At 75.6% G+C, this 14,371-nt stretch carries 14 protein-coding genes and 1 tRNA gene; 7 read left to right on the top strand and 8 right to left on the bottom strand.

Going from position 1 to position 14,371, the window contains the following annotated elements:
• Window positions 1–66: 66 nt before the first annotated feature.
• A complete protein-coding gene (locus IEW03_RS06860) occupies window positions 67–1,041 on the top strand; it encodes an aldo/keto reductase (RefSeq protein WP_188522917.1) in 975 nt (324 codons plus the stop codon).
• 17 nt (window positions 1,042–1,058) lie between these two features.
• On the opposite strand, the gene IEW03_RS06855 is transcribed toward IEW03_RS06860, so the two are convergent.
• On the bottom strand, window positions 1,059–1,418 hold the full coding sequence (locus tag IEW03_RS06855) for a primosomal protein (protein WP_188522916.1): 360 nt from the start codon (window positions 1,416–1,418) through the stop codon (window positions 1,059–1,061).
• 69 nt (window positions 1,419–1,487) lie between these two features.
• Between IEW03_RS06855 and IEW03_RS20555 the strand changes: the two genes are divergently transcribed.
• Window positions 1,488–1,766 carry a DUF5703 family protein gene (locus tag IEW03_RS20555; protein ID WP_371870600.1) on the top strand — a complete coding sequence of 93 codons (279 nt, stop codon included), beginning with the start codon at window positions 1,488–1,490 and terminating at the stop codon, window positions 1,764–1,766.
• A 53-nt stretch (window positions 1,767–1,819) separates the two neighbouring features.
• A complete protein-coding gene (locus tag IEW03_RS06845) occupies window positions 1,820–2,650 on the top strand; it encodes a fructosamine kinase family protein (RefSeq protein ID WP_188522914.1) in 831 nt (276 codons plus the stop codon).
• 32 nt (window positions 2,651–2,682) lie between these two features.
• Here IEW03_RS06845 and IEW03_RS06840 read toward each other — a convergent pair whose 3' ends face one another.
• From IEW03_RS06840 to IEW03_RS06820, 5 genes are all read right to left on the bottom strand, one after another.
• Window positions 2,683–4,053 (bottom strand): M20/M25/M40 family metallo-hydrolase, encoded by a 1,371-nt coding sequence (locus tag IEW03_RS06840; RefSeq protein ID WP_188522913.1) that lies wholly within the window; start codon window positions 4,051–4,053, stop codon window positions 2,683–2,685.
• 49 nt (window positions 4,054–4,102) lie between these two features.
• Complete coding sequence (locus IEW03_RS06835) at window positions 4,103–5,779, bottom strand: ABC-F family ATP-binding cassette domain-containing protein (RefSeq protein ID WP_188522912.1); 1,677 nt, start codon at window positions 5,777–5,779, stop codon at window positions 4,103–4,105.
• Window positions 5,780–6,012: 233 nt separating this feature from the next.
• Window positions 6,013–6,612 carry a GNAT family N-acetyltransferase gene (locus IEW03_RS06830; protein WP_188522911.1) on the bottom strand — a complete coding sequence of 200 codons (600 nt, stop codon included), beginning with the start codon at window positions 6,610–6,612 and terminating at the stop codon, window positions 6,013–6,015.
• 31 nt (window positions 6,613–6,643) lie between these two features.
• Window positions 6,644–7,819 carry an AI-2E family transporter gene (locus IEW03_RS06825; protein ID WP_229737707.1) on the bottom strand — a complete coding sequence of 392 codons (1,176 nt, stop codon included), beginning with the start codon at window positions 7,817–7,819 and terminating at the stop codon, window positions 6,644–6,646.
• A gap of 185 nt (window positions 7,820–8,004) precedes the next feature.
• A tRNA-Leu gene (locus IEW03_RS06820) sits at window positions 8,005–8,089 on the bottom strand.
• A gap of 215 nt (window positions 8,090–8,304) precedes the next feature.
• Between IEW03_RS06820 and IEW03_RS06815 the strand changes: the two genes are divergently transcribed.
• Together IEW03_RS06815 and IEW03_RS06810 are read left to right on the top strand one after the other, a co-directional pair.
• Window positions 8,305–10,116 carry a glycoside hydrolase family 15 protein gene (locus IEW03_RS06815; RefSeq protein WP_188522910.1) on the top strand — a complete coding sequence of 604 codons (1,812 nt, stop codon included), beginning with the start codon at window positions 8,305–8,307 and terminating at the stop codon, window positions 10,114–10,116.
• A gap of 111 nt (window positions 10,117–10,227) precedes the next feature.
• A complete protein-coding gene (locus IEW03_RS06810) occupies window positions 10,228–11,067 on the top strand; it encodes a metal-dependent hydrolase (RefSeq protein WP_188522909.1) in 840 nt (279 codons plus the stop codon).
• A 10-nt stretch (window positions 11,068–11,077) separates the two neighbouring features.
• On the opposite strand, the gene IEW03_RS06805 is transcribed toward IEW03_RS06810, so the two are convergent.
• Window positions 11,078–12,004 carry an MBL fold metallo-hydrolase gene (locus IEW03_RS06805; protein ID WP_188522908.1) on the bottom strand — a complete coding sequence of 309 codons (927 nt, stop codon included), beginning with the start codon at window positions 12,002–12,004 and terminating at the stop codon, window positions 11,078–11,080.
• Window positions 12,005–12,289: 285 nt separating this feature from the next.
• On the opposite strand from IEW03_RS06805, the gene IEW03_RS06800 reads away from it, so the two are divergent.
• Complete coding sequence (locus tag IEW03_RS06800; protein ID WP_188522907.1) at window positions 12,290–13,165, top strand: serine protein kinase RIO; 876 nt, start codon at window positions 12,290–12,292, stop codon at window positions 13,163–13,165.
• Between the two features lie 90 nt (window positions 13,166–13,255).
• On the top strand, window positions 13,256–13,660 hold the full coding sequence (locus tag IEW03_RS06795) for a DUF6841 family protein (RefSeq protein ID WP_188522906.1): 405 nt from the start codon (window positions 13,256–13,258) through the stop codon (window positions 13,658–13,660).
• Window positions 13,661–13,666: 6 nt separating this feature from the next.
• On the opposite strand, the gene IEW03_RS06790 is transcribed toward IEW03_RS06795, so the two are convergent.
• On the bottom strand, window positions 13,667–14,371 hold the full coding sequence (locus IEW03_RS06790) for a cytochrome b/b6 domain-containing protein (protein ID WP_188522905.1): 705 nt from the start codon (window positions 14,369–14,371) through the stop codon (window positions 13,667–13,669).

Below are 14,371 nucleotides of genomic sequence, written 5' to 3'. Positions count from 1 at the left end.
CCACACTACCGGGCCGCGGCGCGTTTCCCGCCCAGCACGTCCCGGGCGCCGGTAGCCTGTCCCGCCATGGAGCGTCGTGCGGTGGGCCGGTCGGGTCTGCGGGTGTCCGAGCTGGGCCTGGGGACCATGACGTGGGGGCGTGACACCGACGAGATCGACGCCGCGGAGCAGCTGCGGGACTTCGTCGACGCGGGCGGCTCGTTCGTGGACACGGCGGCCACCTACGGCGACGGGGACGCGGAACGGCTGATCGGCTCGTTGCTGGCGGGCAAGGTGCGGCGCGACGAGCTGGTGCTGTGCACCAAGGGCGGGGTGCGCGGCGGCCCCGCGGGGGCCCAGGTCGACGCGTCCCGCGGCGGGCTGCTCGCCGACCTCGACTCCTCGCTCGAGCGGCTCGGCACGGACCACGTCGACCTGTACCTCGTGGCGTGCCCCGACCCGGCGACACCGCTCGAGGAGACCGTCTCCGCGCTGCGGCAGGCCGTCACCTCCGGGCGGGCACGCTACGTGGGCCTCGCCAACCACCCCGCCTGGGCGGCCGCGCGGGCCGCGACCCTGCTGCAGGGTGCGTCGTGCGACGGGGTCGGGCTCACCGGTCTCGAGCTGGAGTACTCGCTGCTGCAGCGGGGCGTCGAGCGCGACGTCGTGCCTGCCGCGTCCACGCTCGGGCTGGGGCTGCTCGCCTGGTCGCCGCTCGGCCGCGGGGTGCTCACGGGCAAGTACCGCCGGTCCCTGCCCGCCGACTCGCGCGCGGCCTCGCCGCACCTCGCGGCCTTCGTGGACCCGTATCTCGACGACGTGTCGTCAGCGGTCGTGGAGGCGGTCGCCACCGCCGCCGAGGGGCTCGGTCGCGCACCCCTCGAGGTGGCGCTGGCGTGGCTGCTGGCGCGCGACACGCTCGCGTGCGCCGTGGTGGGCGCGCGCACCCCGGCCCAGCTGCGCACCTCGTTGGCGGCCGTGGACCTCGCCCTGCCCGCCGAGGTGCACGCGGCGCTCGACGACGTGTCCGCGCCCGAGGTGGGCTACCCCGAACGCTGGTGACCTGCCGGACGGGCCGCTCAGCGGCTCCGGTCGAGCTCGCCGCGCGCGCCCTCGAGGTCGTCGTCGTCGTGGTCGTCGTCGCCGTCCCGCTCGTCCGCATCGTCCCGGTCGTCGTCCCGGTCGTCGTCCCGGTCGTCGTCCCGGTCGTCGTCCCGGTCGTCGTCCGAGTCGTCGTCGCCGTCGTCGAGGTAGAACGGCGTCACCTCGGAGTACACCTGGGCGAGCGAGTCCTCGTAGACCTCGTAGGCGTCGGCGAGCACCTCGTAGGCGTCGTCCACCGCCGGGTCGTCGTCCCCGCGGCGGGTCGACACCGCGTGGTAGTGGGCCTCCAGCGCGGCGACGAAGCGGTCCAGCGCGGCACGCGGGTCTGCGGTCATGCTCTGACCGTAGCGCCCTCGGAGGCACAATGGGCACACGAGGACACCGACCAGGTGGGAGGACGAGGGATGGTGGCACGCTCGACGCGGGCCGGCTCGGGTTCTGCATCCGGGTCCGCAGGGTCGGCCGCGGGGTCGGCTTCTGGGTCGGCATGGCGCAAGCACGGTCAGTACGAGTACCGGGTGGTGACGATCGACCGGGCGACGAGCGTCCCGGACGCCCGCCGCCTGCTCACCGACGAGGCCGAGTACGGCCGCTGGGAGCTCGCCCGCACCCGCCTCTACGTGGGCGGGGAGCGCCGGGTGTGGCTGCGGCGCAAGATCATCAAGGTGTCCGCCACCTTCTGAGGCCCCCGACCGACGACCGCGGGGTCGCGCAGACCCCGCCGAGGCCCGCCGCCATGACCGAGGTGTTCCGCAAGTCCCGCACGGACGCGCCCGAGGGGTTCTTCGCCCTCGAGGCCGCCGGCCTGCGCTGGCTCGAGGTGCCGGGCGGGCCGCGGGTCGCGCGCGTGGTCGAGGTCGCCGGCGACCACCTGGACCTGGAGCACGTCGCCACGACGACGCCGACGCCCGCGGCGGCCCGCGACCTCGGCCGGCGCCTCGCCGTCCTGCACGACGCCGGTGCCCCGGCGTTCGGCGCGCTGCCCCCGACCGCCGACGACCCGTGCCGTGGCTACTTCGGCCCGCTCGACGACCCGCTGCCGACGGCCGCCGGGTCGTGGGACGACTGGCCGTCGTTCTACGCCGACGCCCGCCTGCGCCCCGTCGTCGAGCAGGGACGCGAGCGCGGGGTCCTCACGGCCCACGACGCGGCGACCGTGGAGCGGGTGTGCGTGCGGCTGCCGGCGCTCGCCGGTCCCGCGGCCGACGAGGCGCCCGCGCGCCTGCACGGGGACCTGTGGTCCGGCAACGTCCTGTGGTCCGGCGCGTCAGGGTCCGGCGTCCCCGGGACGGGCGAGGTGGAGGCGGTGCTCATCGACCCGGCGGCCCACGGCGGGCACCGCGAGGCCGACCTGGCGATGCTGGCCCTCTTCGGCGCCCCGCACCTCGACGAGCTCGTGGCGGCGTACGAGGCCGCCGCGCTCGAGTCCGGGCGCCCGCTCGCGGCAGGCCGGCCGGAGCGGACGGCGCTGCACCAGCTGTACCCGCTGGCCGTGCACGCCGTGTTGTTCGGCGGCGGGTACGTGGACGCCACGCGCCGCCTGCTCGCGTCCCTGGCCCGCGACTGACGCGCTGGCCCCTCAGACCCGTAGCCCGCTGCTCAGCAGCCGCGCAGCAGGCGGTCCAGGACGCGGGTGCCGAACTTCAGGGCGTCGGTCGGGACCCGCTCGTCGACGCCGTGGAACATGCCCGAGAAGTCGAGGTCGGCGGGCAGGCGCAGCGGCGCGAACCCGTACCCCGTGATGCCCAGCTTGGACAGCGACTTGTTGTCCGTGCCGCCGGACAGCGTGTACGGCAGGACCGCGGCCCCCGGGTCCTCGGCGAGGAGCGAGGCCACCATCGTGTCCACGAGGTCGCCGGAGAAGGGGACCTCGAGCGCCACGTCCTGGTGGATCGGCTCCACCCGCACGTGCGGGCCGGCGAGCTCGCGCAGCGTCGCCATCCCCTCGTCCTCGTGGCCGGGGACCAGGCGCACGTCCACGGCGGCCTGCGCCCGCCCGGGGATGACGTTCGACTTGTACCCGGCGTCGAGCTGGGTGGGGTTGGACGTGTGCCGCACCGTCGCCCCGACGAACCGCGCCGCCGGGCCCAGCGCCGCCACCAGGGCGTCCACCTGCTCGCGGTCGACCACCCCGGGCCGGTCGCCGGCGCCCGGGTCGAGGTCGAGCGGCAGCCCCGTGAGGTCGGCGACGCCGCGCAGCAGCCGCTCGACGGTCGGGGTCAGCGTGTACGGCCAGCGGTGCTGCCCGATGCGCGCGACGGCCGCCGCGAGCTCCGTGACCGCGTTGTCGTGGTTCACCTGCGACCCGTGTCCCGCCCGCCCCTCGGCGACGAGCCGCAGCCAGGCCAGGCCCTTCTCCGCCGTCTGCAGCAGGTAGGCGCGACGTCCGCCGACCTCGACGGAGAAGCCCCCGACCTCGCTGATCGCCTCCGTCGCGCCCTCGAAGAGCTCCGGCCGGTTCCGCACCGCCCACTGCGCGCCCTTGACGCCGCCCGCCTCCTCGTCCGCGAAGAAGGCGACCACCACGTCCCGGGCCGGCCGCCGGCCCTCGCGGACCATCTGGCGCACCACCGACAGGATCATCGCGTCCATGTCCTTCATGTCGACGGCGCCGCGGCCCCACAGCAGGCCGTCGATCTCCTCGCCGGCGAACGGGTCGACGGACCAGTCCTCCGCCGCGGCGGGCACCACGTCGGTGTGCCCGTGCAGCACCAGCGCCGGCCGGCTGGGGTCGGTGCCGGCGATCCGCGTCACGACCGACGTCCGCCGCGGGAACGGCTCGAACATCTCGACGTCGAGCCCCACCTCCGTGAGGAGCCCGGCGACGTGCTCGGCGGCGAGCCGCTCCCCCGGCCCGTCGTCGGTGGCGTAGTTCGAGGTGTCGATGCGCAGCAGGTCCTGGCAGATGCCGACGACCTCGTCGGCGGCGGTGGGCACGGGCGGGGTGGAGGCGATCGGCTGGGACGTCACGCGCCCACCGTACCGACCCGCCCGGCCCCCGGCGGGACCGGTGGCGCCGTCAGCCCGGCAGGGTCGACGTCTCGCGCTCGTGGTGCAGGGTGCCGTCCCTGCGCAGCTCCACCCTCGCGTCCAGCCCGATCCGGGCGAGGAAGGCCGCGTCGTGGCTCACCACGAGCAGCCCGCCGCGGTAGGCCGCGAGCGCGCCCACGAGCTGGTCGGTGCTCGCGAGGTCCAGGTTGTTGGTCGGCTCGTCGAGCACGAGCAGCTGCGCCGGCGGGTCGGCGAGCAGCAGCCGCGCGAGGCTCACCCGGAACCGCTCGCCCCCGGAGAGCGTGCGCACCGGCCGGTCCACCTGGTCCCCCCGGACGAGGAACCGCGCCAGGCGGCCCCGCAGCTCCCCGGGCGGCACGTGCGGCGCACCGGCGCGCACCGCGTCGAGGACGGTCGCGTCGTCGTCGAGCACGTCGAGCCGCTGCGGCAGGTAGCCGACGCGGTCGGTGAGCGCCCCCGCCGTCGCCCCGCCGACGTCGGCGGCGGGGACGTGCGCGCCGTCGGTGCCCGGGCCGGGACCCGCGTCGGCCACGAGGTGCTCCAGCAGCGTCGTCTTGCCGACGCCGTTGGGTCCGGTGAGGGCCACGCGCTCGGGCCCGGCGAGCAGGACCTCGCGCCCGTCCGTGCCGCGCAGCACGGCCAGGCGGCGGCCCGCGGGCACGTCGGGGTCGGGCAGGTCGACGACGATGCGGTCGTCGTCGCGCACGGAGCGCTCCGCCGCCTCGACCGCCGCGCGGGCCTCGGCCTCCTTGTCGGCGGCCTGGCCCCGCCGGGCGGCCTGGGACTTCTCGGCCGAGTTGCGCCGGTCGTTGATCTGCGCCTTGACATACCGGCGCTCCGCGACGTCCTTGCGGCCGCGGCGCTCGGAGTGCGCGATGCGCTCCTCCGCCTTGATCCGCTCCCGCTTCTCGCGGCGCAGCACCTGCTCGGCGTCCCGCAGGGCGGCGCGCGCGGCCTCCTGCTGGGTGGCCAGGTGCTCCTCGTACTGCGCGTAGGTGCCGCCGAACGTCGTCAGGGACCCGGTGCGCAGCTCGGCCGTGTCGTCCACGAGCTCCAGCAGGGCGCGGTCGTGCGAGACGACGACGAGCGCGCCGCGCCAGGTCCGCACGATCTCGTGCAGACGCTCGCGGGCGTCGCCGTCGAGGTTGTTGGTCGGCTCGTCGAGCAGCGCCACGTCGGCCCCGCGCAGACGGACGCCCGTGACGGCGACGAGCATCGCCTCGCCGCCGGACAGGGTGCCGACCCGGCGGTCGAGGACATCGCCCGCCGCAGGCAGGCCGGTGGCCGCCAGGGCCGCGACGGCGCGCTCCTCGACGTCCCAGCCGTCGCCGACCACCTCGAAGAGCTCCTCGAGCCGGTCCGCGGGCGCGGTGCCGTCCGTGATGGCGCGCACGGCGTCGACGACGTCGCGCACGCCGAGCAGGTCGGCCACGGTGGCGTGGGTGTCGAGGGTGAGCCGCTGCGGCAGGTAGTCGGCGACGCCGGAGACGGCGACCGACCCCGCCGTCGGGCGCAGCCGGCCGGCGACGAGGCGCAGCAGCGTGGACTTGCCGGCACCGTTGAGGCCGACCAGGCCGGTGCGGCCGCGGGAGAACGCGCCGGACACACCGGCGATCGGGGTGGCCCCGTCGGGCCAGGAGAAGGTGAGGTCGCGCAGGACGACGGAGGGAGGGGTGACGGGCACGGGACGGCTCCAGGGGTGACGGCGGGGTGCGCCGACACCGCTCCGGGCCTCGGCGAGGTGCCGGGCCGGGAGCCGGGGTGCGGGCGCGCGGTCAGGCGGTCGCCGTGGTGTCCGTCATCGTCTCGCGTTCTGCTCGGGGGCCGTCCCCTCTCACGCGCGGCGGTGGCCGCGGGGACGGCGACGACCATGCCATCCGTCCCCGGCGCTCCGCAACCGCAAATCCGGTCCCGGCGTCAGGCCGCCGGCGCCTCGACCGGCCACGGCTCGTTCGGCACCCGCGGGTCGTGCGGGACGTAGGAGCCCACCCACGAGTCCACGAGGACGCCGCGCTGCTGGCCGAAGCGGCGCAGCGAGCCCTCGTACCGGAAGCCGAGCTTCCACGCCACGCGCCGCGACGGCCAGTTGCCCACGTTCGCCCGCCACCGCACCACCGCCAGGCCCAGCCCTTCGGGGTCGACCGCCCAGTCGACGACGAGCCGCGCCGCCTCGGTGATCAGGCCGCGGCCGCGCGCGTCCGGGGCGCACCAGTACCCGAGCTCGCCCGACAGGTCGGTCCCCGGTGCGCCCTCGCGCGTCATGCCGACCATGCCCAGCACCGGGCCGTCGCTCGCGGCGGGGGCGCGCACCGCCCAGGTGAAGGCCGTCTCGTCCCGCCACCCGTCGGGCACGAAGCGCTCGACGAAGGCCTCGGCGTCGCCGCGCGTGTACGGGGAGGGCACGGTGGTCCACCGTGCGACCTCCGGATCGGCGCAGACCTCCGCGACGCGCTCGACGTCCGCCGCGGTCGGGACGGACAGGCGGACACGGTCGGTGGCGAGGACGAACGGCTCCATCCGCGCATGGTGGCACGACCGGCCGCGCGCATCACGCTCTTTGCTCGGCGTCGCGGCCCGCCCCGTCGGGGTCGTCAGGCCCGTCCGGGCCGTCCGGCGGCGCGGAGTCACCCGGCCCCAGTCGTGCCGTCAGCTCCTCGAGCTCGGGGTGCGGCCGGTCGCCGCGCAGGGTGGAGAAGACCGTCCAGGCCACCGCCATCAGCGGCACGGCGATGATCGCCCCGAGGATCCCGGCGAGGACCGTGCCGGTCGTGACGCCGACACCGATCACCACGGGGTGCAGCGCCACCTGGCGGCCCATGATCCACGGCTGGAGCACGTGTCCCTCGAGCTGCCCGATGAGCGCGATGCCGACGGTCACGATGAGGGCCGTCACGATGCCGTTCGCCGCGAGCGCGACCACGGCCGCGATGATCATCGCGAGCGGGGCGCCGATGAGCGGGATGAAGGCGCCGATGAAGACGAGCACGGCGAGGGGGGCGGCGAGCGGCACGCCGAGGATCGTCAGCAGCACGAACGACAGCACGCCGTCGATGAACGCGATGATCACGGTGCCCCGGGCGTATCCGGAGAAGCTGTACCAGCCGGCGCCCGCCGCGACGTCCCAGCGGCCGCGGTAGCGCTCGGGCAGCTGGTCCAGGAACCAGTGCCACATCTTCGCGCCGGACGCCACGAAGAAGACGGTGCAGAAGATCGACAGCGCCAGGATGGCGAAGCCCTCGGCCACCGAGCCGGCGCCCTGTGCGGCCTGGCCCACCAGGGCGTCCGCGTTCTCCCCGACCCATCGACGGCCCTGGTCGATCCACTCGTTGATCTGGTCGAGGGTGACCGTCAGCCCGAACGGTCCGCTCTCCAGGTAGTCCACGATCTGCTGCAGGCCCGTGTCGAACTGCCCGGCGAGCTGCTCCCACTGACCCGCGACCGACGCCACGACATACGTGAGCATCCCCCCGAGCACGAGGAAGGCGCTGAGGATCGCGAGAGCCGTCGCGAGCGGGCGCGGCATCACCTTGCTGTAGACGTCGGCGACCGGGCTGAGCACGGAGGCGAACACCAGGCCGAGGAAGACCGCGACGAAGACCAGCTGCACCTGAGCGGTCGCCCAGAACACCAGCGCGACGGCGGCGGTGAGCGCGATCAGGCGCCACGACCACCCGGCGGAGGTCCGCAGCCAGGCGGGGACGTTCTCGCTCGAGCTGTGCGCCACTGCGAGGCCTCCTTCGTCACCGACCGACCGTCCGTCCAGTCTGCCGTACCCCGGCGCCCGGGGTGCGGCAGGCCGGGGCCGTGTCGCCCGAGCCGCCGCGACCTGCGTCGACGGTGACGGTGCGAGAACGACAGAAGGCCCCCCGTTGTGGACCGGGAGGCCTTCGTCGTCGCTGTCTCAACGAGTGTCCGGAGGGGGACTTGAACCCCCACGCCCGATAAAGGGCACTAGCACCTCAAGCTAGCGCGTCTGCCATTCCGCCACCCGGACGAGTGGACCGAACCAGCGCCTTGCGCCGTTCCGGTGCGGGGAAAAACATAGCACGAGACGGGCGGTGGCCCGCAAACCGCGACCGTCCGCGCGCACGCCCGGAGCGAGGAGCGGCAGGGCTCGCCCGACCTGCGTCGTCGCACCTCTCAGACGCCGCGCCGGGGTCACGTCCGCGCGCGATCGCGCGCCGCCCTCGCGCGCCCTAGCGTGGCGACGTGCCCCAGCGCATCGAGGACTACGGCATCGTCGGCGATCTCCACACCGCTGCGCTGGTGGGTCGCGACGGCTCGGTCGACTGGCTGTGCCTGCCGAACATGGACTCCCCCGCGTGCTTCGCGGCCCTGCTGGGTGACGAGAGTCACGGCTCGTGGCGGCTGGCCCCCGCGTCGGGGGGCCCGTGCACCACCCGCGCCTACCGCGAGGGCACCCTCGTCCTGGACACCGAGTGGGAGACGCCCGACGGTCGCGTCCGGGTGACCGACCTCATGCCCCCGCGCGAGAGCTCCCCCGGGATGGTGCGGATCGTCGAAGGGCTGTCGGGCCGGGTGCCGGTCGTCTCCGACCTGCGCCTGCGGCTGGACTACGGCCGCTCCGTGCCGTGGGTGACCCGCTCGCGCGGCGCCGTGGGCGCCGTCGCCGGACCGCACGCCGTCACGCTGAGCACCCCCGTGGCCGTGGAGGTCGAGGAGGGGCCCACCGGCGACGTGCGCTCGCGGTTCGAGGTGGCCGCGGGAGACCGGGTCCCGTTCGTCCTCACCCACCACGACTCCTGGCACCCGCCGCCCGAGCCCGCGCGGGCGGAGGACGCCCTCGCGAGCACCCTGGCCTTCTGGCGCGCCTGGCGCGCCGGCACCCGCTACGACGGACGCTGGCCGGACGCCGTGGAACGCTCCCTCGTCACTCTCAAGGCCCTCACCTTCGCCCCCACCGGCGGGATCGCCGCCGCGGCCACCACCTCCTTGCCCGAGGAGCTCGGAGGCGAGCGCAACTGGGACTACCGCTACTGCTGGCTGCGCGACGCCGCGTTCACGCTCCTCGCGCTGCTCGGCACCGGGCACGTCACCGAGGCGCGCGCGTGGCGGGAGTGGCTCCTGAGGGCGGTGGCCGGCAGCCCGGCGGACCTGCAGATCATGTACGGCCTCGACGGGCGTCGCCGGCTCCCCGAGGGCGAGCTCGGCTGGCTGCCGGGCTACGAGGGCTCGCGGCCGGTGCGGGTCGGCAACGGCGCCGCCGACCAGCTCCAGCTCGACGTGTGGGGCGAGGTCCTCCTGTGCCTCGACCTGGCCCGCAGCGCGCGGCTCGGGCCGCACGGCGACACCTGGCGCCTCGAGCAGGGGCTCATGGACTTCCTCGAGGGGCACTGGGACGACCTCGACAACGGGCTGTGGGAGGTCCGGGGGCCGCAGCGGGCCTTCGTCCACTCCCGGGTGATGGCCTGGGCCGGGGTCGACCGCGCCGTGCGCGGGGTCGAACGCTTCGGCCTCGACGGCCCGGTCGACGCGTGGCGCGCCCTGCGCGCCACGATCCGCGAGGACGTCCTCACCCACGGCTACGACGCGCGCCGCGGCACGTTCACCCAGTTCTACGGGTCGTCGGGGCTCGACGCCTCGCTGCTGCTGCTGCCCCGGGTCGGGTTCCTGCCCTGGGACGACCCGAGGGTGGTCGGCACGGTCGAGGCGGTGCAGCGCGAGCTGACGCAGGACGGCCTCCTGCTGCGGTACCGCAGCGACGCCGACGACGTCGACGGCCTGGGCGGCACGGAGGGCACGTTCCTGGTGTGCAGCTTCTGGCTGTCCGGCGCCCTGGAGGGCATCGGCCGGCACGACGAGGCGGTGGCGCTGTTCGAGCGCCTGCTGTCCCTGCGCAACGACCTCGGGCTGCTCAGCGAGGAGTACGACGTCGCGGCGGGCCGCCAGCTGGGGAACTTCCCCCAGGCGTTCAGCCACGTCGGGCTGGTCAACACCGCGCGCGTGCTGAGCGGCGGGATGCTGTCCGACGACTGGACCCTGCCCTCCGGCGAGGCGTGACGACCCGGCCTGCGACACCCGCCGCCCGCTGTCGGCCCCCTCGTGTACGGTCACCTCCGGCCCGGACCAATCGGTCAAGGGTGAGGTTCTGGACGAAGGAGCGCCCTCGACATGATGGGTGGGCACCACGCCGCATCGGGAGCCGCCGCCTGGGTGGCGGTGACCTCGACGACACCGATCGCCTTCGGGTGGTACCCCGTGTCCGAGGTCGGGGTCATGACGGGCGCTCTCGTGTGCGCCGGCGCGGCGCTCCTGCCCGACGCCGACCACCACAACGGCACCATCGCCCACTCGCTGCCGCCCGTGTCCGAGGGCGTCACGAAGCTGGTCGCGACCGTCTCGGGCGGGCACCGCAACGGCACCCACTCGCTGCTCGGGATCGCCGTCTTCACCGCGATCGCGTGGGTCATGGGCCTGGTCTCGGTGCGCACCGAGGCGTTCGGCGACGTGCTCGTCGGCCCCGGCATCATGGCGGTGCTGCTCGTCGCGTTCGCCGTGCGCGCGCTCAAGCTCACCGGCCAGCGCCGCTGGTGGACGTGGACCCTGTCCCTCTCGCTCGCCGCGGCCGTCGCCGTCTTCGCGCCGGAGGAGTGGTACTGGATGCCGTTCTGCGTGGGGCTCGGCTGCGCCGTCCACATCCTCGGCGACATGCTCACCACGCGCGGCGTGCCGCTGCTGTGGCCGCTGAAGTTCCGCTCCCCCACCTGGGTGCGCCGGTACCGGTGGATGCCCTTCGACGACGTGTGGCGCGACGGCGGCAACATCTCCCTGCCGGTCCTCGGCGACGCCGGGTCGTGGCGCGAGTGGCTGGTCATGACGCCGGTCAGCGCGTACGCGCTGCTCGGCGTGGGGTGGGCCGCGCTCGACCAGATGGGCTTCGACACGGCCGCCGTGTGGGAGTCGGCCACCGCGTGGACGCTCGCCACGAGCGAGTCGCTGCTCGGCGTCTGACGGCCGGCCGTCAGGCGCCCGGCGCCCGGCCTGCCACGACGCGCCGCAGGCGCTCGTGCTCGGCCGCCATCCCGTCGTGCGACAGGCGCGGGTCGTCCACGGCCCGCCCGGCGAGCACGGCGTCGAGGTAGCGCCGGTCGGCGTCGAGACGCTCGCCCGGCCGGTCGGTCGGGGTGCCGTGCCCCGGCACCAGCACCCGCGCCCTCACCACGTACGGCGCGAGCCGGTCCAGGCCGGCGAGGTAGGCGCCCACGTCCGCCCGCCCGGTGATCTCGTCGCACGGCAGCGGCAGCTCGAGGTCGCTGAGCATGTCCCCCGCGACCAGCACGCGGCTCCCCGGCAGCCACAGCGCGGCATGGCCGGGCGCGTGCCCGTCGTGCTCGACCACGTGGACGGCCGGCAGCCCGTCGAGACCGGGGAGCACCGGCGGGTCCTCACCAGGGGCGCCGGCGGGCACGGCGCGCACGCGCGCGACGAGGTCGAGGACCTCGCGGAGCGGCTCGGGCGGACCGGGCGGACCGGGCGGACCGGGCGGACCGGCGTCGCGTTCCTCGTCCCGCCGCACCTCGGCGAGCAGGCGGTGGCGCTCCCGCCGCGCGACGGCCGCCGCGGTCGCCGTCGCCCACCGCGGCACGTCCCCGAGCCGCGGATGCCACAGGAGGTGGTCGTGGTGCGCGTGGGTGGCGAAGCCCGCCACGACGCGCACACCGCCCGCCCGGACCTCGTCGGCGATCGCCGCGAGCTCGTCGGCGGCCCACGCCGGGTCGACCAGGAGCGCCGGCCGGGCCGCAGGTCCGGGGGCCGGGCCCTGCGGAGCGGGCAGGCGACCGAGCACCAGCGTCGTCGTCGTGCTCGCCCGGCGGCTGGTGCGCACCAGCACGTCGTCGGCCACCGGCACGAACCCGCCGCGGGCCCGTCCCTCCCCAGGAGCTCCCATCCCCGCACGGTACGGAAATTCCCTCGACGCGCGCGCGGCCGGCCTGTCAGGGTCTTCCGTGGCGGCACGCGAGCGTGGCGGCACGCGAGCGTGGCGGCACGCGAGCACCGGCCGCGCCAGCGCACACGGGAACATTCGAGCAAGAACACGCGAGCACGCGTGAGAAGGAGGGCAGACCGATGGACGACGTCGTCATCCGCGCCCTCCCGGCACCGGCCCGGCGGGCGGACAGCACCCCCTGCTGAGGAGCCTCGTACGGCTCCTCGCCCACCGAGGAGACCTCACGTGCCCGAGCACCACCTTCACGACCGCTTCGCCGACCACCTCGGCGACCTCACCGACACGACCGTCACCGAGCCCGGCCCCGGCCAGCGCTGGTCGACCTGGACGTCCGTGACCAAGGGCCAGCGCGGCCCGGAGCCCCGCCCCGACTGGGTCGTCGTCGCCGACGCGGCGCTCGACACCGAGCTCGGGGTCCTCAAGACCGGCAAGGAGGCCGACGTCCACCTCGTCGAGCGCGCCGTGCCCGGCGACCCGACGCGGCACAGCCTGCTCGCCGCCAAGCGGTACCGCGGCCGCGACCACCGCCAGTTCCACCGCGACGGCCAGTACACCGACGGCCGGCGCGTGCGGCGCACCCGCGACCAGCGGGCCGTCGAGGACCGCAAGTCCTCCTGGGGCCGGGCGGTCGCGGCGACCCAGTGGGCGGACGCCGAGTTCGGCGCCCTCGCGACGCTCTGGGACGCCGGCGCGCCGGTCCCCTACCCCGTGCAGATCGACGGGACGGAGCTCCTCATGGAGTTCGTGGGCGGCCCGGCCGACGGCGGCGGGTACGAGGCGGCGCCTCGCCTGGCGCGCGCGAGACCGGCGCCGGACCTGCTCGCCGACTGGTTCGACCAGCTCCGTCGCGCCATGGGCGTCGTCGCCCGGCTCGGCTGGGCGCACGGCGACCTGTCGCCCTACAACATCCTCGTCGACCCCGCCGACGGCGAGCGCCTGGTGATCATCGACCTGCCGCAGGTGGTGGACCTGGTGGCGAACCCGTTCGGGGCCGACCTCCTGCACCGCGACTGCCGCAACGTCTGCGCCTGGTTCGCCGCCCGCGGGCTCGACGCCGACCCCGACGAGCTCTTCGCCGACGTGTTCGCCCAGGCCTGGTGATGGCCGGTGAGGACCGGTGAGGACCGGTGAGGGCCTGGTGAGGCCCCGGCCGGGGTGCCGGGCACCCCGGCCGCGCCTACCGTGGTCCGCATGACGGTCCGGCCGGTCGCGGGGTACGACGGCGACGCCCTGCGCGCGTACCTCGCCCAGCACCGCGCGGTGCTCGACGCCGGTGACCTCGAGGGCATCTCCGACCGGTTCGACCTCCCGGCCCTGCTCGTCGAGCAGGACCGCACGACGCTGCTGGAGTCGCCGGAGCAGGTGCGGGAGCTCGACCACGGCCGACCGGCCGCCACGGACGCGCGCGACGCCGTCGCCGCGGTCCCGGAGGTCGTGTCCCTCGAGGAGGTCGGCTGGGCGCTGCTGTGGGTCGACGTGCGGTGGTCGTACGTCGACGAGCTCGCGGCCGAGCTCACGAGCGAGCGCTGCCGCTACCTGCTGCGCCGCGGGCGGGACACCTTCGAGATCTGCGCGCTGGTCCCGCTGCCGAGATGACCGGCCTCACCGCCGTCGACGACGCTCCTGCCGCTCCGTCCACCCGGGCCAGACCCGCTGCGCGTCCGTCGTGCGGAGCCGGCCGCCCAGGTGCATCGCCCGCCAGACCCCGCGGTACCCCGGCAGCACCCCGGCGGCGATGATCACGTGCCCGACGACGACGGGCGTCAGGGCGTACGTCGACCAGCGGTGCACGCGGACCAGCCAGACGAACGCCGGCCCGCCGCTCACGAGGGCCAGCCCGACCCCCGTGACGACCAGCGCGAGCAGCGTGGCGACCAGCACCAGGTTCGCCACCCGCTGCCCCGGGTCGAAGCGCCCCTCGTGCCGGCCGAAGCGCCCGGTGAGCACGGCGGCGGGCCAGCGCCGGAACCACGCCCCGTCGCCGCGGCGGAAGCGCACCGACTCGCGCCAGAAGGTGCGCCACCCCCGGGCGCCGGCGACCGCGCCGACCGCCACCAGCGCCGCCAGCACCCAGCCCGTCACGGTGTGCAGGTCGGCGTCCGAGACGCCCGTCGCACGCGCCAGCGCGCTCGGGCTGCCCTCGCGGCCCAGCAGGAGCCACCATCCCGTGGCCCCCAGGACGAGGACGGTCACGTACACGCCCGCGTGGAACCAGCGGGCCGGCCGCGGGTTGCGCTCGAGGGTGCCGTGGGCGCCGGCCTCCGGGTCGGTATCGGCACCCGGGTCGGCAACCTGGTCGTCAGGCAC

The organism is Isoptericola cucumis (assembly GCF_014635665.1).
Classification (GTDB): Bacteria; Actinomycetota; Actinomycetes; order Actinomycetales; family Cellulomonadaceae; genus Isoptericola; species Isoptericola cucumis.
Note: the sequence above shows the minus strand (reverse complement) of the source record. Positions and strands in the feature narration are given on the sequence as shown.

Coding starts and splice junctions, on each gene's coding strand:
- IEW03_RS06845 (WP_188522914.1), top strand. CDS start 1,820: ATGACCGAGGTGTTCCGCAAGTCCCGCACGGACGCGCCCGAGGGGTTC.
- IEW03_RS20555 (WP_371870600.1), top strand. CDS start 1,488: ATGGTGGCACGCTCGACGCGGGCCGGCTCGGGTTCTGCATCCGGGTCC.
- IEW03_RS06855 (WP_188522916.1), bottom strand. CDS start 1,418: ATGACCGCAGACCCGCGTGCCGCGCTGGACCGCTTCGTCGCCGCGCTG.
- IEW03_RS06860 (WP_188522917.1), top strand. CDS start 67: ATGGAGCGTCGTGCGGTGGGCCGGTCGGGTCTGCGGGTGTCCGAGCTG.
- IEW03_RS06795 (WP_188522906.1), top strand. CDS start 13,256: ATGACGGTCCGGCCGGTCGCGGGGTACGACGGCGACGCCCTGCGCGCG.
- IEW03_RS06805 (WP_188522908.1), bottom strand. CDS start 12,004: ATGGGAGCTCCTGGGGAGGGACGGGCCCGCGGCGGGTTCGTGCCGGTG.
- IEW03_RS06810 (WP_188522909.1), top strand. CDS start 10,228: ATGATGGGTGGGCACCACGCCGCATCGGGAGCCGCCGCCTGGGTGGCG.
- IEW03_RS06830 (WP_188522911.1), bottom strand. CDS start 6,612: ATGGAGCCGTTCGTCCTCGCCACCGACCGTGTCCGCCTGTCCGTCCCG.